At 65.4% G+C, this 17,396-nt stretch carries 17 protein-coding genes; 13 read left to right on the top strand and 4 right to left on the bottom strand.

Annotated features, from left to right (window positions below):
• Positions 1-77: 77 nt before the first annotated feature.
• Complete coding sequence (locus tag AC6I9R_RS13815) at positions 78-893, bottom strand: AraC family transcriptional regulator (protein ID WP_461426144.1); 816 nt, start codon at positions 891-893, stop codon at positions 78-80.
• 143 nt (positions 894-1,036) lie between these two features.
• Between AC6I9R_RS13815 and edd the strand changes: the two genes are divergently transcribed.
• The 3 genes from edd (at position 1,037) to AC6I9R_RS13800 (ending at position 4,446) form a co-directional block, all read left to right on the top strand.
• Positions 1,037-2,842 carry a phosphogluconate dehydratase gene (edd, locus tag AC6I9R_RS13810; protein ID WP_461426143.1) on the top strand — a complete coding sequence of 602 codons (1,806 nt, stop codon included), beginning with the start codon at positions 1,037-1,039 and terminating at the stop codon, positions 2,840-2,842.
• A gap of 133 nt (positions 2,843-2,975) precedes the next feature.
• Positions 2,976-3,617: a bifunctional 4-hydroxy-2-oxoglutarate aldolase/2-dehydro-3-deoxy-phosphogluconate aldolase gene (gene eda, locus AC6I9R_RS13805; protein ID WP_461426142.1), complete on the top strand. Its 642-nt coding sequence runs from the start codon at positions 2,976-2,978 to the stop codon at positions 3,615-3,617.
• A 205-nt stretch (positions 3,618-3,822) separates the two neighbouring features.
• Positions 3,823-4,446: an outer membrane protein gene (locus AC6I9R_RS13800; protein ID WP_461426141.1), complete on the top strand. Its 624-nt coding sequence runs from the start codon at positions 3,823-3,825 to the stop codon at positions 4,444-4,446.
• Between the two features lie 99 nt (positions 4,447-4,545).
• On the opposite strand, the gene AC6I9R_RS13795 is transcribed toward AC6I9R_RS13800, so the two are convergent.
• Positions 4,546-5,757 carry a pyridoxal phosphate-dependent aminotransferase gene (locus AC6I9R_RS13795; protein ID WP_461426140.1) on the bottom strand — a complete coding sequence of 404 codons (1,212 nt, stop codon included), beginning with the start codon at positions 5,755-5,757 and terminating at the stop codon, positions 4,546-4,548.
• A gap of 79 nt (positions 5,758-5,836) precedes the next feature.
• Positions 5,837-6,163 carry an MmcQ/YjbR family DNA-binding protein gene (locus tag AC6I9R_RS13790; protein WP_461426139.1) on the bottom strand — a complete coding sequence of 109 codons (327 nt, stop codon included), beginning with the start codon at positions 6,161-6,163 and terminating at the stop codon, positions 5,837-5,839.
• A gap of 225 nt (positions 6,164-6,388) precedes the next feature.
• Between AC6I9R_RS13790 and cysS the strand changes: the two genes are divergently transcribed.
• From cysS to AC6I9R_RS13765, 5 genes are all read left to right on the top strand, one after another.
• Positions 6,389-7,795, top strand: a complete 1,407-nt coding sequence (cysS, locus tag AC6I9R_RS13785; RefSeq protein WP_461426138.1) for a cysteine--tRNA ligase — start codon at positions 6,389-6,391, stop codon at positions 7,793-7,795.
• Positions 7,796-8,072: 277 nt separating this feature from the next.
• Positions 8,073-9,692, top strand: a complete 1,620-nt coding sequence (gene cimA / locus AC6I9R_RS13780; protein WP_461426137.1) for a citramalate synthase — start codon at positions 8,073-8,075, stop codon at positions 9,690-9,692.
• Between the two features lie 35 nt (positions 9,693-9,727).
• Positions 9,728-10,216, top strand: coding sequence for a hypothetical protein (locus tag AC6I9R_RS13775; RefSeq protein WP_461426136.1), 489 nt, complete (start codon positions 9,728-9,730; stop codon positions 10,214-10,216).
• A 9-nt stretch (positions 10,217-10,225) separates the two neighbouring features.
• The gene (locus AC6I9R_RS13770) at positions 10,226-10,951 is read left to right on the top strand and encodes a class I SAM-dependent methyltransferase (protein ID WP_461426135.1); all 726 of its coding nucleotides are present in this window, start codon (positions 10,226-10,228) and stop codon (positions 10,949-10,951) included.
• Complete coding sequence (locus tag AC6I9R_RS13765) at positions 10,948-11,694, top strand: squalene/phytoene synthase family protein (protein ID WP_461426134.1); 747 nt, start codon at positions 10,948-10,950, stop codon at positions 11,692-11,694. Before AC6I9R_RS13770 ends, AC6I9R_RS13765 begins: the two co-directional genes overlap by 4 nt.
• A gap of 7 nt (positions 11,695-11,701) precedes the next feature.
• On the opposite strand, the gene AC6I9R_RS13760 is transcribed toward AC6I9R_RS13765, so the two are convergent.
• The gene (locus tag AC6I9R_RS13760) at positions 11,702-12,937 is read right to left on the bottom strand and encodes an MFS transporter (RefSeq protein WP_461426133.1); all 1,236 of its coding nucleotides are present in this window, start codon (positions 12,935-12,937) and stop codon (positions 11,702-11,704) included.
• 97 nt (positions 12,938-13,034) lie between these two features.
• Between AC6I9R_RS13760 and AC6I9R_RS13755 the strand changes: the two genes are divergently transcribed.
• The 5 genes from AC6I9R_RS13755 to AC6I9R_RS13735 all read left to right on the top strand — a co-directional run bounded on the left by AC6I9R_RS13755 (position 13,035) and on the right by AC6I9R_RS13735 (position 17,369).
• A complete protein-coding gene (locus AC6I9R_RS13755; protein WP_461426132.1) occupies positions 13,035-13,646 on the top strand; it encodes a DNA-3-methyladenine glycosylase family protein in 612 nt (203 codons plus the stop codon).
• Positions 13,643-14,308, top strand: a complete 666-nt coding sequence (locus AC6I9R_RS13750) for an alpha/beta hydrolase (RefSeq protein WP_461426131.1) — start codon at positions 13,643-13,645, stop codon at positions 14,306-14,308. The genes AC6I9R_RS13755 and AC6I9R_RS13750 overlap by 4 nt, the downstream gene beginning before the upstream one ends.
• A 181-nt stretch (positions 14,309-14,489) precedes the next feature.
• Complete coding sequence (locus tag AC6I9R_RS13745; RefSeq protein ID WP_461426130.1) at positions 14,490-15,089, top strand: HNH endonuclease; 600 nt, start codon at positions 14,490-14,492, stop codon at positions 15,087-15,089.
• 127 nt (positions 15,090-15,216) lie between these two features.
• Complete coding sequence (locus tag AC6I9R_RS13740) at positions 15,217-16,173, top strand: agmatinase (protein WP_461426129.1); 957 nt, start codon at positions 15,217-15,219, stop codon at positions 16,171-16,173.
• Positions 16,170-17,369, top strand: coding sequence for a 4Fe-4S dicluster domain-containing protein (locus AC6I9R_RS13735; protein ID WP_461426128.1), 1,200 nt, complete (start codon positions 16,170-16,172; stop codon positions 17,367-17,369). The genes AC6I9R_RS13740 and AC6I9R_RS13735 overlap by 4 nt, the downstream gene beginning before the upstream one ends.
• Positions 17,370-17,396 lie beyond the last annotated feature (27 nt).

Below are 17,396 nucleotides of genomic sequence, written 5' to 3'. Positions count from 1 at the left end.
CCCTTGTCCACCCGGCGCTCCAACCCGCCAGCTACCGGAGCAAAGCGCGGCACACCCCGTGCGCCACGCCCAAGACCTCACGCCAGCGGCACCCAGAACTCCACCACACCGCGCCCGGCGATGGCGTCGAACCGCTCGTCATACCGCTCGAACTCCGGCGTCAGGGCAGGCTCCAGCCCGGCGTCGGGCAGGGCCTTGTTCCACACCGAATAAATCGTCTTCGGCAGGTCCCCGATATGACCCTCATGGGTGAAGACCGCGTAGCGGGCGGCGGGGATCTCCACCGCTTCCATCCCCTCCGGCACGTCGGGCCATTCCATCCCGGCGATATAGCGGAAATCGCCCGCTTCGCCGATGTCATAGCTGACGCCATATGTCTCTCCACTCGCGCCAAGGGTCTGATATTGAACGGCAAAGCGTTGCCACAGGCTGGGGATCGCGCTGATGTCGAACCCGCGCACCTCCGCGCCCATGCCCACCACACGGAACGCCCCGTGCTCTCGGAACTCGGGCGCTGCCACGTCTACGATCATGCTTTTGTCCATCTCTAAAGGCTCCATCAGTTTCAGGTTTGAAAGGTCGCGCGCCCCCTTCACCTCGCGGGGCAGGACCCCCGTGTAGGCGCGGAAGGCCCGCGTGAACGCCTCATGAGATCCGTAGCCCGCCTCCAGCGCGGTGGTGAGGATGTCGGCCTCGCCGCCCGCCAGCACATGGGCCGCCCGGCTCAACCGCCGCGCCCGCACATAGGCCATCACCGACAGCCCGGTGCCCAATTGGAACGCCCGGCACATGTGGTGGACGTTCACGGCGCAGCGGCGCGCCAGAACCTCCAGTGTCAGCTCGTCCTCCAGCTGGGTCTCGATATGCCAGATCAGTTTGTTGATAAGGGGCATCAAGGATCTCCATTCAAAGCGTGAAGCCACCATCGCGATCCTACCACCGCCGCGCTTGATCGCATGTGACATCTTTGCGGCCCCCTTGTCCTGTTAGCGCTAACATGATACCCTGCGGCCAACTGTGTTCCCGGAGTCCGTTCATGTCCCTCGCCCCCCGCATCGCCGCCATCACCGACCGCATCATCGCCCGCTCCGCGCCCACGCGCGGGCCCTACCTGGACCGCATGCGCAAACTGGCCGAGGATGGCCCCCGCCGCGCCCATCTGACCTGTGGCAACCAGGCCCACGCCTATGCCGCCATGGGCGATGACAAGGACGTGCTGGTCGCGGCCCGCGCGCCGAACATCGGCATCGTCACGGCCTACAACGACATGCTGTCGGCCCACCAACCGTTCGAGTCGTATCCGCAAAAGATCAAGGACGCCGCCCGTGCCGCCGGTGCCACGGCTCAGGTCGCAGGCGGTGTCCCCGCCATGTGTGACGGCGTCACCCAGGGCCAGGTCGGCATGGAGCTGAGCCTCTTTTCCCGCGACGTCATCGCGCTTGCCACGGGCGTGGCGCTCTCCCACAACACCTTTGATGCCGCGCTCTATCTGGGCGTCTGCGACAAGATCGTCCCCGGCCTCGTCATCGCGGCGGCCACCTTCGGCTACATCCCCGCACTGTTCGTGCCCGCTGGTCCCATGGTCTCGGGCCTGCCCAACGACGAAAAAGCCCGCGTCCGCAACCAATTCGCCAACGGCGAAGTGGGCCGCGACAAGCTGATGGAGGCCGAGATGGCCTCCTACCACGGCCCCGGCACCTGCACCTTCTATGGCACGGCGAACTCCAACCAGATGCTGATGGAGTTCATGGGACTTCATCTTCCGGGCGCCTCCTTCGTCAACCCCAACACCCCCCTCCGCGATGCCCTCACCGTGGCCGCGACCGAACGCGCCGCCGCCATCACCGCCCTCGGCAACGCCTACACCCCCGTCTGCGATATCCTCGACGAAAAAGCCTTCGTGAACGGCCTCGTCGGCCTCATGGCCACGGGCGGGTCGACCAACCTCGTCATCCACCTCATCGCCATGGCCCGCGCCGCTGGCATCATCATCGAATGCAGCGATTTCAATGACATATCCGAGGCGACGCCGCTGATGGCCCGCGTCTACCCCAACGGTCTAGCCGACGTGAACCACTTCCACGCCGCAGGCGGCCTCGGCTATATGATCGGGCAGCTGCTGGACGCAGGCCTCATGCACGAGGACGTCAAAACCGCCGCGGGCGACGGGCTTTCGCTCTACACCCAGGAACCCGCGCTTGATAACGGCGCCTTCCACTACCGCCCCGGAACCACCACAACCCTCAACGAAAAAATCCTGCGCCCGGCCAAAGACCCTTTCGCCAAAACCGGCGGCCTGGCCGAGCTGAAAGGCAACCTCGGCATCGGCGTGATGAAAGTCTCCGCCGTCGATCCCAAATACCACTGCATCGAGGCGCCCGCCGCCATCTTCCACTCCCAGGAAACCGTCAAAGACGCCTTCAAAGCAGGCGACCTCGACAAAGACGTCGTCGTCGTCGTCCGCTTCCAGGGCCCCAAAGCCAATGGCATGCCCGAACTCCACTCCCTCACGCCGCTGCTGTCGATCCTGCAGGGCAGGGGCCACCGCGTGGCCCTGGTCACCGATGGCCGCATGTCCGGCGCGTCGGGCAAAGTTCCCGCCGCCATCCATGTCGCTCCCGAGGCGCTCGATGGCGGGCTGATCGGACGCCTCAAGGACGGCGACCTGATCCGCGTCGACGCCACAAACGGCACCCTCGATGTGCTCACCCAGGGCGTAGAAACCCGCCCTCTGGCCGAGGCCGATCTCTCCGGCAATACCCACGGCGTGGGCCGCGAATTGTTTGAGATCTTTCGCCAAACCGCAGGCCCCTCTACCACTGGCGCGGGCGTTGTGGTTTAAGCCACGCGTCCCGCCCATCCACCAACCCCGCCCGCCCCACCGCGCGCGCCCCCATTTCCCCGTTCCAAAAATATCCCCGCCGGAGGCTCCCGCAGGCATAACCCGCGCCCCGGCTCGATAGGAAAGCACAGTGATGACCCCCCAAGCCCAATCCCTCGCCGCCCACCGCATCGCGGCGCTGGCCCCGATCATCCCGGTTCTCGTGGTCAACGACCCGGCCCATGGGGCACCGCTCGCGGCGGCGCTGGTCAAGGGCGGCTTGCCCGCCCTCGAAGTCACCCTGCGCACCCCCTGCGCGCTGGAAGTCATCGCCGAGATGGCCTCGGTCGAAGGCGGTGTCGTCGGGGCAGGGACCCTGCTGACCCCCTGGGATGTCGAACAGGCGAAAGAGGCGGGCGCCACCTTTGGCGTCTCCCCGGGCGCCACCGCGCATCTGATCGATGCCTGCACCGCCAATGAACTGCCGCTGCTGCCGGGGGCGGCCACTGCGTCTGAGGTCATGTACCTTTACGAGCAAGGCTATGACATCATGAAGTTTTTCCCGGCCGAGGCCAATGGCGGCGTGCCCGTCTTGAAGGCCATCGGCGCGCCGATCCCCCAGGTCTCGTTCTGCCCCACCGGCGGCGTGACCATGGCCAATGCCAATGACTACCTCTCGCTGCCCAACGTGGTCTGCGCCGGCGGCTCCTGGGTGGCCCCGAAATCTGCCGTAACGGCAGGCGATTGGGCCGAGATCGAGCGTCTGGCCCGCGAGGCCGCAACACTGGCGCGATAACCGAAATGTGACGGGACGTGGCGGCGATTTGCTGATCCAAAACAAATGGATCAGCAGGTTTTGGCCGTCCTGCGCGTCTCACGTCGGTGTGAGGTGAAATCGCTCTGCGATCTCTTAGCTGTGGCAAGGAACCAACGCGGCATCAATGCGTTGGACCCCCGGAAACGCCTCCGGGCCCCTGACACGAACAAGAGGACACCTCACAATGAAATACGCAGTATTCACAGGCACGCTCGCGCTCTTGCTGAGCCCCATGGCGGCCCTCGCGGGCGGCGTTGCCCCCGCACCGGCCCCCGCACCCGCCCCCATCGTCCCCGCGCCTGCGCCGGTGGGCTATGACTGGACCGGTCTTTATGGCGGTATCCAGCTGGAGTACGGCGACGTCGATGCAGACACTACCGCAGGCGTGGACGCGGCCGACGGTGACGGCGTGCTCTATGGCCTCTTCGGCGGGTACCGCTATGACTTCGGCAACATCGTACTGGGCGCCGAGGTGGACCTGAACCTGGCCGATATCGACCTCGATGATCCTGCAGGCACCACCATCGGCTCGCTTGATGCGGTCCACCGCCTCGGTGCGGAAGTGGGCTATGACGCAGGCCCCGCGCTGGTCTACGGCACCGCCGGTGTCGCCCAGGCCACGGCCACCGTCGGCGGCGCAGAGCTGCAGGACACCGGCTACTTCTTCGGCGCAGGCGTCGATTATCTGGTAACCGACCAGATCATCCTGGGTGCCGAGGTGCTGCAGCACGAGTTCGAAGACCTCGACAGCTCCGGCCTCGATGTCTCGGCCACCACCTTCGGCATCAGCGCCGCCTTCCGCTTCTGATCGCCCCATCAACGATACCCCGCGCTCCCATCAACCGGGGCGCGGGCACCATCCTCCTGCGCACTCAGCGATAAAAACCGCACCGGGCACCGTCGTCGTCTAGCCCGCCACCTCCGCCCGCGCTGCCATACGGCGCTCCGCGAAGGCGAACAGCCGATCCAGCGCCTCGGAAAACACCTCATCGGGCAGCGTCAGCGCCACGCGAACGTGCCCCGCCGCCGCCGCGCCAAAGCTTTCGCCCGGCATCACCGCCACATGCTCTTCGTCCAACAGCGCCTCGCCAAAAGCGTTCCCGCTCAACCCCGTGGCGCGGATATCCAGCATCACATACATCGCGCCCGCAGGCGGGATCGCCCCGATCCGCAAGTGATTACTTGCCTGCTGCTGCGCCAGCCGCGCCAGCACCATATCCCTCCGCCGCCGGAACGGCGCCGCGACCAAAGCCTCCGCCTCCGCCCCCAAATCCAACGCATAGCGCCCGGCGTCCTGGATGAACCCCGGCACGCCGTAGGTCGTGTGGGTGGCCAGGTTGATCATATGCGCCACCGCCGCCTCGGGCCCCGCAACCCACCCCAGGCGCGAGCCGGTCATCGCGTGGCTTTTCGACAGGGAGCCCACCGTCAGCGTCCGCTCGAACATGCCGGGCAGGCTGGCGAAGGGGCGATGCGCGCCCTCCCAGACCTGGGCGTCATAGACCTCGTCCGAGATCACCCACAGATCGCGCGCCTCGGCCACCCGCGCGATGCCCTCCAGCGTGGCGTCGGAATAGACCGCGCCGGTGGGGTTGTTGGGGGTGTTGATCAACAGACTGCGCGCGCCTTCACTTGCGGCCATCAGATCCGCCTCGCGCGGCTGAAACCCGTCCTCGGGCCGCGCCGCCACGGGGCAGGGCACCGCGCCGACGCCGCGGATCGTGCCGGGGTAGGTGGCGTAATAGGGATCAATCAGCAGCGCCGTATCGCCCGCATCGCAGGCCAGCGAATGCGCCGCAAACAGGCCCGACTGGCCGCCCGGCGTGATCAGCACATTCTCCGCCCCATAAGCCAACCCGCTGAACGAGGTCAAACGCTTGGCCACCGCCTCGCGCAGCGACTTGGTGCCCGGCACCGCCGCATAGCCCGTATGCCCGCCCCGTGCGGCGGCATCCATCGCGTCCAGAATGTCGGGGGCGGTGCGGGTGTCATGCTCGCCGATGGTCAGCTCCAGCACCGGCGCGCCTGCGGCCTTCATCGCGCGGGCGCGGTAAAACAGCCCCCAGCCATCGTCGCCACCGCCGGTCAACCCGGCAATACGGTTGGAATAGGCAGGCATCGGCAAGGCTCCGGAAAAGGGTCAATCTGGGCAGACGTTGCTTGCACGGAACGCCACGCGCAAGCCCAAAATCGGGGCCCTACGACACCCCGGCGTTGCCGTCATCCAGCACCAAACGGTAGCTCTTGCCGATCCAGTCGCGCAGCTCCATCGGCGGCGTGTCCCAGGGAAACAGCACCCATCCCGTCCCCTTCAGGTACGGCGATGTCACCGCGCGCTTCTGCCCCACCAGCTTATGGGCCGTCACCTTGCTGCCGATGCGAAGCGAAAGGCCCTCTCCGCCCATCGTATAGGCCGCGAACATATGGCCATGCACCGTCCAGATCACCACATCGTCCCCGAAGGGCGTGGTGCGCGCGGTGCCCAACAGGCCCTTAGCGTATATGTCAACGAAGGCCTCCTGCATGGGCGCACGGTAACGGCGAAACGAAACGATTGCAGGTGCAAATACCTGCGGCTTGTTACCGCACGCATTGGTATGCTAAGCCCCTCCCATGACACGCAACACGCCCTGTTTGACGATTTGTATCACCCGCTAACGCAAGCGGTCCGGGCACGTGTGGTTTTCTTAAGTTTTCCTATCTGCTAGCCCGGTCGCGCGCTCTTTTTCCGCCTGCCGAAAGCCTGCACCATGGTTAGAATCCACCTCAAGAATTCCAAAACCCGCTCAGTGGAAGAGCTGCGCCCGATCGTTGACGGCAAGGTCTCGATGTATGTCTGCGGGCCGACGGTCTACGACCGCGCCCATATCGGCAACGCACGCTCGGCGGTGGTGTTTGACCAGCTGTTCCGCCTTCTACGCCATGTCTACGGCGAGGCGAATGTGACCTTCGTGCGCAATTTCACCGACGTCGATGACAAGATCAACGCCCGCGCTTTGGCCGAGGGCCGCGATATCGCCGATCTGACCGCCGAGACGTCGCAATGGTATCTCGATGACACCCGCGCGCTCGGTGTGCTGGACCCCACCCACATGCCGCGGGCGACTGAGTATATCGCCCAGATGGTCGCCTTCATCGAGGATCTTATAGAAAAAGGCTTCGCCTACGCCCGCGACGGCCACGCGCTCTTCCGCGTGCGCTCGTTCGAGGACTACGGCAAGCTCTCGGGCCGCTCCGTCGACGACATGATCGCCGGCGCGCGGGTCGAGGTCGCGCCCTATAAAGAAGACCCGATGGATTTCGTCCTCTGGAAGCCGTCGTCTGACGATATTCCCGGCTGGGACAGCCCCTGGGGCCGAGGCCGCCCCGGCTGGCACATCGAATGCTCCGCCATGGCCAAGGCGCTCTTGGGCGAGCACTTCGACATCCACGGCGGCGGCGCCGACCTGATGTTCCCGCACCACGATAACGAGGTCGCGCAGTCCTGCGCCGCAGGCCACCGGTTTGCCAATATCTGGATGCATAACGAGATGCTGCAGGTCGAGGGCAAGAAGATGTCCAAGAGCTTGGGCAACTTCTTCACCGTGCGCGATTTGCTTGAGGATGGCGTGCCGGGAGAGGTGATCCGGTTTGTTATGCTGAGCACGCACTACGGCAAGCCGATGGATTGGACCGAGAAGAAACGGGTTGAGGCGGAGAAGACGCTGCGGAAGTGGTATTCTCTGATTGATGGAAATGAGGATGGGAAACCCTCAAACGGAGTTTTGAACCCCTTAGCTAAGGATCTGAACACAGCGGGTGCTATTGCTCACTTGCACAACCTAGCTTCCATACTCGAAGCCGACGAAAATGGTGCCGCCTTGCCGGAAGAATTGTATGTCGACGAGATTAGAAGCGATTTTGTGGCGTCCGCGCGTCTCCTCGGCCTCTTGCTCCCTGGAATGGGGGATTGGGTGAAATCGGACATTGACCTTGCAACATTTGAAGACCGCCTCACCGGACTTCGTTTTGATGCCATGCAAACGAAAGACTTCTCAAAAGTTGATGGCCTCAAAGCTTTGCTGACCGCTGCAGGCGTCGAAGTCCGAATGTCCAAGGAAGGCGTGGACCTCGTACCAGGCCCAAACTTCGACCCCTCCAAACTGGAGGACCTCTGATGCTCTCCACAACACAGGCCAGCCCCCGGCCGCAGGTGGGGGTGAAGCCCCCGCGTCGCCCCTCAGGGGCGCACCTATGGTGCGACGGGGCGGTCGGGGGCTGGACGGCCCGCAAGCGGTCCGTCCGTAGGGTGGGTGCAACCCACCGCACGCCGAACGTGCCGCCGCTTGCCCCGGCTCAAACCCTTAACAATCCGTTAACGCGCAGAGCAAAACACAGCAAAACCAACGCGTTACAAAGATGCTCAAGCTTGAGCACCCCCGCCGGAGGCCCCCAATGACCAAAACCCGCCTCCACCTCTACGACACCACCCTGCGCGACGGACAGCAGACCCAGGGCGTCCAATTCTCGACGCCCGAGAAGATCCGCATCGCCCAGGCCCTCGATGCCCTCGGCCTCGATTATATCGAGGGCGGCTGGCCCGGCGCCAACCCCACCGACAGCGCTTTTTTCGACGAAGCCCCCGCCACCGCGGCCAAAATGACCGCCTTCGGGATGACCAAGCGGGCAGGCCGCTCGGCCGAGAATGACGACGTCCTCGCCGCCGTCCTGAACGCGGGCACCGGCACCGTCTGCCTCGTCGGGAAATCCCATGATTTCCACGTCACCGAAGCCCTCGGGATCACGCTGGCAGAGAACGTAGAAAACATCCGCGCCTCCATCGCCCATCTCGTCTCCCAGTCCCGCGAGGCGCTGTTTGATGCGGAGCATTTCTTCGACGGCTACAAGGCCAACCCCGACTACGCGCTGGAATGCGTCCACGCCGCCCATACCGCAGGCGCCCGCTGGGTCGTCCTCTGCGACACCAACGGCGGCACGCTGCCCTCCGAGATCCGCGATATCACCGCTGCCGTCATCGCCTCCGGCATCCCCGGCTCGCATCTGGGCATCCACACCCACAACGACACCGAAACCGCCGTCGCAGGCTCGCTGGCCGCCGTGGAGGCCGGTGCGCGCCAGATCCAGGGGACGCTCAACGGCCTGGGCGAGCGCTGCGGCAACGCCAACCTCACGACGCTGATCCCGACGCTGCTGCTGAAAGAGCCCTACAAAAGCCGCTACGAGACCGGGATCGCGGAGGAGAAACTCGAAGGCCTGACCCGGATCAGCCGGATGCTCGATGACATCCTCAACCGCGTCCCCCACCGCCAGGCGCCCTATGTCGGCGCCTCGGCCTTTGCCCACAAGGCGGGTCTGCACGCCAGCGCCATCGTCAAGAACCCCGCGACCTATGAACATATCGAGCCCGAAACCGTTGGCAACACGCGCATCATCCCGATGTCGAACCAGGCGGGCCAATCCAACCTGCGCAAGCGCCTCGCCGATGCCGGGCTGGAGGTGGCGAAAGATAACCCCGCGCTGCCCGCGATCCTCGACGCCATCAAGGCCCGCGAGGATGAGGGATATAGCTACGACACCGCCCAGGCCTCGTTCGAGCTTCTGGCCCGCGATGCCTTGGGTCTCTTGCCGGAGTTCTTCGAGGTGAAGCGCTACAAGGTCACGGTGGAGCGGCGCAAAAACAAGTACAACCAGATGGTCAGCCTGTCCGAGGCGATGGTCGTCCTGAAGGTGGGCGGCGAGAAGAAGCTGTCGGTCAGCGAAAGCATGGATGAGACCGGCAGCGACCGCGGCCCGGTCAACGCGCTGTCGAAAGCGCTGGCCAAGGACCTCGGGCCCTATCAGAACCTGATCGAGGATATTCGGCTGGTCGACTTCAAGGTTCGCATCACCCAGGGCGGGACCGAGGCCGTCACCCGCGTGATCATCGACAGCGAAGACAGCACCGGGCGGCGCTGGTCCACCGTGGGCGTCTCGCCCAACATCGTCGACGCCAGTTTCGAGGCGCTTCTGGACGCGGTCACCTGGAAGCTCATTCACGAAGGGGCGACGCCCTAGATTTGCAGTAAGGCTCTGACAGAAAGGAATTCTCCATGCGCTATTCTCTCGCACTTGCACTTTGTGTTTCCGCCCTCGGCCCGATGACGGCAGCCGCCCAGGACCTGGCCTCGATCTGCTATTCGCGCGGGTCCGAGGCGGAAGGCATGTCCGGGTTCACCCACCATGTCGATGGGCGCGCCGTGCGGGTCGATAGCCCCTGGTCCAGCGACAGCCGCTCGCGCGTGGTCGAATGGCAGGATCCGACCTTTGCCACCGAATTCTACAGCGCGCTGGCGCCGGTTTTTGACGATATTCCCACAGATCTGATCGCCCAATGCGACGAAGGCTGGCGCGATACGATCGTCATCCGTTTCGACGACGGCTCCATGGCGATGCGCGAGGGGTCGTGCATCCGCAATCCCGTGGCGCAAGCGCTCGACGGGATCTTCCGCACCACGGCCTCACTGGTGGAGAACGAGGTTGAGACCTTCACCGAAGGCCCGATAGAGGGCGTCTACAGCCCGTGTTTTCATGAATGGTAAGAGGGTGCGATGAGCGCTTGGGATAAAGAGAGCTTCTTCAAGATCCACGCTGATTTGCCCCGGGAAGGTCCGGGGGAGACGGCCGATGTGGCCTGGGCGGCAGAAGTCGCGGGCCTGGGCGCGGGAGCCCGGATCTGCGACGCGGGCTCGGGTCCCGGCGGGGATATCGGCGCGCTGTTGCGCGCGGCAGACGGCGCCCATGTCACGGCGATTGACGCCCATGCCCCGTTCATTGAGGCCGCGCAGGCGCGCTGGGGCGCGGACAAGCGGGTGGCGCTGATCGCGGGCGATTACACCGAAATCACTGGCCCGTTCGATTTCATCTGGTCGGCGGGCGCTGTCTATTTTCACGGCATCGCGGATCTGTTGCCGCAATGGCGTCCGGCCCTGGCGCCGGGCGGGGCGATTGCCTTCTCGGAGCCTTGCGTGTTCTCCAGCAGCGCGCCTTCCGACGTCGTGAAGGCGCTGTGGGAGGACTACCCGCGCCTGACCAACGCCGAGGGCATCGCGGCGCAGGTGTGCCTGGCGGGGTTCGAGACACTGGCCACCCGAAAACTGTCGGACGTTGCCTGGGAAAGCTACTACCGTCCGATGGAGGCGCGCATCGCGGCGCTGCGCCCCTCGGCTGATCCGCGGATGCATGCCGCCCTGGATGAGGCCGAGGCCGAGATCGCGGCCTGGCGCGCCCATCGCGCGGAAACGGGGTATTTGCTGTCCGTGGTGAGGCCGGTTTGAGCCTTCAGGCCTGCGCTGATCTGGTCGCGCGCGGCGACCCGCGCCGGTTCCGGGCCGCCATGGCCGCGCCCCTGGCCGCGCGTAAGGTGTTGCTGCCGCTTTATGCGTTCAACATCGAAGTCAGCCGCGCGCCCTGGGTCACGGAGGAGCCGATGATCGCCGAGATGCGCCTGCAATGGTGGCGCGATGCGTTGGAAGAGATCGCGCAGGGGCAGGCGCGCCGTCACGAGGTGGTGGACGCGCTGGGGTTTCTGGACGTCGAAGGGGCGGCGTCGCTCGATCAACTGATCGCGGCGCGGCGGTGGGACATCTACAAAGAGCCGTTCGAGGATGAGGCGGCGTTGCGGCAGTATATTCAGCGCACCAGCGGCCATTTGATTGATGTGGGCCTGCGGGCGTTGGGCGGGGTGCCTTCGGGGCAGACGGCGGCCATTGGGTATGCCGCTGGTTTGGCGCGCTATCTGGTGGCGGTGCCCGCGCTGGAGGCGCGGGGGCGCGTGCCCCTCCTCGACGGCCGCGCGGCGGCCCTCTCCTCGCAGGCGTCCGAGGCCTTGCGGGCCTGGCCCAAACGGTTGGATCTGGCGATGCCCGCGCGGGCAGCGGTGTTTGAGGCGGCAGGTGCCAAGGCGATCCTGAAACGCGTTTTGCGCGATCCGATGTCCGTGGCCGACGGTCGTTTGGCCCTACCCCAGGGGCGCGAGACGCTCAGCCTGATGGCCGCGTCATTTCTGGGCCGGATATAGATCGTGATCAAAGAGCAGGCCGCGCCTGCGGGCGCATCGCCAGCCAGATCAGCGCCGCGCCCGCCAGCACCAGGAACGGCGCCATGGCGAGGTTCACGGCGCTCCAGCCTGCCACGACGTTGCCATCTCCCGAAGCCAGGAGAACGCCAGAGCTGAGCGAAGCAACAAAGACAGAGCCAAAAACAACGAAGTCGTTGATACCTTGGATCGTGCCACGTTCCTCCGGCGCGTGGGCGGCGGTCAGCATGGCCGTGGCGCCGATGAAGCCGAAGTTCCAGCCGAGGCCCAACAGGATCAGCGCGCCGAAGAACTGGAACAGCTCCACCCCCGTCATGGCGACGGCGCCCGCAGCGGCCAGAAGGGCAAGCCCCGTGGCCACGATCTTGGTGGCGCCGAAGCGCGCGATCAGGTGCCCGGTGAAGAACGACGGCGCGAACATGGCGATCACATGGGCCGAGACGACGTCCGCCGCATTGCCGGTGGTAAAGCCGCAACCCACGACCGCCAGCGGCGTGGAGGTCATCATCAGGTTCATCAGCGAGTAGCTGACCGCGCCGCAGATCATCGCCACGACGATCTTGGGATCGCGCAACAACTCGGCCCGGGTGCGCCCGCGCGGGCTATCGGCGGTGGGGGCCTCGGGCCTCGGCAGCTTCAGGAACGCAAAAAGCACGGAGCCTATGGCATTGATCGCAAAGATAAACGCGTAGGTGCCGAGGAACGGGATCACCGTCGCCTCGCTTGAGGCTTTGACCAGTTGCGGGCCGATCAGCGCCGACAAAAGCCCGCCCGCCATGACGTAGGAAATCGCCTTGGGTTTGTAGCCGGGCGAGGCCGTGTCGGTGGCCGCAAAGCGGTAGAAGCCCTGGGCCGACATGTAGATGCCGCTGAAATAGGACCCGACGAGGAAGGTGGCGAAGCTGTCGATCCAAAGGCCGTAGCCCGCGATGGCCGCCCCCAAACCGCCGCCCAAGGCGCCGATGTAGAAGCCTGTCTGGCGGCCATATTTCTGCATCAGCGGTGAGATCCAGGGCGCCGTGGTCATCGACCCGAAGACGATCAGCGAAATCGGCAGCGTCGCCAGCGTCGGAGAGGGCGCGATCATCAGGCCCGCCAGGCCACCGATCACGAACAGCATCGGCATCTGCGCGCCCAAAAGCGCCTGGGCCATGACCAGCACGATCACATTGCGTTTCGCAATTGAGTCGTCAGGGACGTCGTGCTGAAGGGTGGTGTCGGTCATGACGAGAGCGGTATAGGGTTTGGCAAGAAGCGTCCAGATGGGCGGTTGTCACATTTTGTGGCACCGGTGGTCTCGGGCGAAAACGCGGGGCGGCTCTATGCGGATCGAAACGGACGAGGATGTGGCGGCAGGCTTCGCGCGCCTCTGCACCATAGAGCCGAAATTCGCCGTGATTTCAGGGCCTTTGCCCCTGCGCAGGCGCCCGGACGGCTTCGGGGCGCTGTTGAACGCAATCGTCGGCCAACAGGTCTCGACCGCTTCAGCCGCCGCCATCTGGGCCCGTCTGCAAGAAGCGGGCTTTTGCGAGGAGGGCGCCGTGGCAACGGCGTCCGAGGAGGGGTTGAAGGGCTGTGGCCTGTCCCGCCCCAAAGTACGCTACGCCAAGGCGCTGGCTGCGGCGCAGATCGACTACGCGGCCCTGCGCACCGCGCCCGTGGACGATGTCCTCACAACCCTCATCGCCGTGCCGGGCATCGGGCGGTGGACGGCCGAGATCTACGCCAAGTTTGCCCTCGGCCACGCCGATATCTTCGCGGCGGGCGATCTGGCGTTGCAGGAGGGGGCAAAACTGCTCTTTGATCTGCCGGAGCGTCCGAATGAGAAGGAAATGCGCGCCATGGCCGAGGACTGGCAGCCCGTGCGGGCCATTGCCGCGCGCGCGCTCTGGGCCTACTACCGGGAAAAGACCAAGCGAGAGGGCGCGATATGAGTGATGTGTTGGATTATGGAACGAAGGCGGCGCTCTCGGGCAATGCGACCTCACTTGTGGTGTTCCTGCACGGCTATGGGGCGGATGGGCGCGATCTCTTGGGCCTGGCCGATCCGCTGGCCGAACATCTGCCCAACACGGTGTTCGTGGCGCCGGATGCGCCGGAGCGTTCAGCGATGAACCCGGCCGGCTTCCAGTGGTTTCCGATCCCCTGGATCGATGGATCGAGCGAGGCCGCCGCCGCCGAGGGTCTTGCGCGGGCGGTGATCGATCTGAACGCGTTCCTGGACCACGTGATGGCCGAGCACGGGGTGACGGCGGCGGAGACGGCTCTGGTCGGCTTCTCGCAAGGCACGATGATCTCGTTGCACGCCGCCCCGCGCCGGGACGCGGCCTTTGCGGGCGTGGTCGGGTTCTCGGGCCGGTTGCTGGACCCCGAAGCGCTGGTGGACGAAGTTGTGGTGCGCCCGCCGGTCCTGTTGATCCACGGCGACGCGGACGACGTGGTGCCGCCGCAATCGCTGCCCGAGGCGGCGGAAGGTCTGGAGGCGGCGGGCTGGGAAGAGGTCTATGCCCATGTCATGCAGGGCATGGCCCACGGCATCGCGCCCGACGGCTTGTCGGTGGCGCTGGCATTCCTGCGCGATAAATTGCCGGATTAAGGCGCGGATTTTTCGTCATCTGATCGTTGCAAAGGCGCCCTAGGAATGGGGTGCGACCACATCATGTCGTTTTACTTGCCCCTAGGTCGCGCCTAGATATAGTGGGGCCAAGATTCAGACGGCGGCTTGGGCGAGCGCTCTCGCCCTGGCGCTTGAGACGGCGAACCGGGTGGGACGAGACGTGCAACAAGCCAGCGACGAGATTGATTTCAAGACATCCTTTGTGCGCGCCCCGGGCGCGTTGAAGCATAACCCTGCGCTGGTGCTGAACGCGGACTACCGCCCGCTCAGCTACCTGCCGCTATCGCTCTGGCCCTGGCAGGAAGCGGTGAAGGCGGTGTACCTCGACCGGGTGCAGATCGTGGCGGAATACGATGATTTCGTCCATTCACCCTCAACCTCGATCCGCATCCCCTCGGTCGTGGTGCTGCGCGACTACGTGAAGCCGCAAAAGCGCGTGGCCTTCACGCGGTTCAACCTGTTCCTGCGTGACCATTTCAGTTGCCAGTACTGCGGCGCGAAGGGTGATTTGACCTTTGACCATGTGGTGCCCAGGGCCAGCGGTGGGATCACCTCGTGGGAGAACGTCGTGGCGGCCTGTTCCAAGTGCAATCTGCGCAAGGGCTCAAAATCTCTGCGGCAGTCCGGCCTGTCCCTGCGCCGCGCCCCGCGCCAGCCAGAGGCGGCGGAATTGCACAACCAGGGACGCCGGTTCCCGCCCAACTATCTGCACGAGAGTTGGATGGATTTCCTTTACTGGGATTCTGAACTGGAGGCCTGAGCGCGGGGGGCGGATCGGCCCTCCGGGGGGAGTTTTTCGGGCAAGATGAAGCCGAGCCCGGCGCGCGGGGTGACAGGTGACGCGCGCGCAGCTAGCGTCGCGGGGACACACTTGCGAGGTTTGCCCCATGTCCGATCCGTTCTTCCAGCCGCCCTCGGGCACCGACTTGCCGCGCTATGCGGGCGTGCCGTCTTTCATGCGCCTGCCGTATCTGGCCGAGGGTGATCCCAAGCGCGCAGAGGTGGATTTTGGGATTTTTGGGCTGCCCTGGGATGGGGCCACGTCCAACCGCCCGGGCGCGCGCCACGGGCCGAGGGCCTTGCGCGATGCCTCGACGATGATCCGCGAGATGAACCGCTCCACCGGGCAATTGCCGTTTCAGGCTTCGAGGATCGCGGATCTGGGGGATGTGGCGATGAGCCCTGTGGATCAGGACGAGGCTTTGGCGAACGCCCAGGCCTTCGTGGCGGGCGTGTTGGGGCAGGGGATCCGGCCCTTCATGGTGGGCGGCGATCATCTGTGTACGTTAACGGTGTTAAGGGAATTGCGCGCGGCGCGTGGGGAGGCGTTTGGGCTGGTGCTGCTGGACAGTCATACCGACCTGTATCCGCCCTATTTTGGCGGCAAGACCCTGACTCACGGTAACCCGTTCCGGCAAGCGATCGAGGAAGGCTGCGTCGACCCGGCTCGATGCGTTATGGCCGGGATGCGGGGGACGTCTTACAACACCTCGGATTTCGATTACGGCCATTCCAAGGGCGTGCGGATCATGCCCATCGAGGAATGCATGGAGCGGGGGTGGGCCAGCGTCATGCAGGTTTGCCGCGAGGTTGTGGGCGACGCGCCCACCTATGTGTCCTTCGACATCGATTTCGTCGACCCGGCGTTTGCGCCCGGCACGGGCACGCCGGAAGTGGGCGGGCCCACGTCGTTCGAGGCGATTTCCTGTGTGCGGGCGTTGCGCGGCCTCGACATCATCGGGGCGGATCTGGTGGAGGTCTCGCCGCCGTTCGACAACGGCGGGATCACGTCGTGGTTGGGGGCCTCTATCATGTTCGAGCTGATTTGCGCGATGCAACCGTGAGTTACCCGGCGAACAGAACGCCGGAGCATTTGGCGCGCAGTGACGCCGCCGCCGGGTTCGAGATTTCCGAGGATTTCGAACGGTTTGACCAGCGCAACGACATCTTCACCCGGGCGTTCTGGGACGACCGGGTGAAATCGCCGGACACCGAGGCCTTCTTCGCCAGCTACCGCATGGCGGCCGCGCCGCGCCGGGGCGATGGCTTCACCCAGAAGGATTTCGCCCTGCGTAACGCGGCCTGGCTGATCAGCGACATCGTGTCCGAGCGCGCGGCGGCCGACGGCCTGCGCGAAGGGTTCCAGGGCGCGATCCGCGATGACACGCCGGTGGCGCCCGAGAAGGCGGACCTGGGCACGCCCGAGGCGGAGGCGGCAGAGATCAAGGCCGTCGCGAAGCTTTTCGGCGCGGATCTGGTGGGGATCACCCATTTCGACGCGCGCTGGCACTATTCCGCGCGCCCCGATGTGCGCACGATGGAGGCAGTGCCCAACGATCTGCCCGACGGCCTGGGCCAGGTGATCGTCATGGGCCACGCCATGGACGCGGACCTGGTGGAGACCTATCCGAGCGCCCTGGCCGGTGCCGCGACGGGGCGCGAATATTCCCACGAGGCGGCGATTGTGATGCAGGTGGCGGCCTACATCCGCAACCTCGGCTACCGCGCGGTGGCCAGCATGAACGACACGGCCCTGGTCATCCCCTATGCGGTGAAGGCGGGCCTGGGGGAATACGGGCGCAACCAGATGGTGTTGACCCCGGAGTTCGGGCCAAGGGTCCGCTTCTCGAAGATTTTCACCGATATGCCCTTGGCCGTGGATGCCGTGAAGCCCTTGGGATTGAAGGATTATTGCGAGGGCTGCGATGTCTGCGCCGTGGCCTGCCCGGTGAAAGCGCTGCCCTTTGGCGCGCCAGAGTTTGGCGGAAAGGGCCCCTCAGCCCTTAACGGCGTTAAGAAATGGACCTCGGACGCGGAGGCCTGCTTTGGATATTGGGCCAAACTACGCTCGGACTGCGCGATTTGCATGCGGGTCTGTCCGTTCACCCAGCCGCGTACACGGGTGGTAGATCGGCTTTGGTATCGGCTCGCGGTGGGCGCGCTCGGTGACTACGGGCGACGGATCGCACGGCTTTGGGCAGCGCGGCGGGCGCGGCCCCGGGTCAGACCGCGGGAATGGTGGGCGCGGCTGGGCTCATGACCAGGTCCCCGGCTTTGGGTGCTACTT

The organism is Gymnodinialimonas sp. (genome assembly GCF_059726805.1).
The sequence above is the reverse complement of the archived record's forward strand: the minus strand, read 5'-3'. Positions and strand labels throughout refer to the sequence as shown.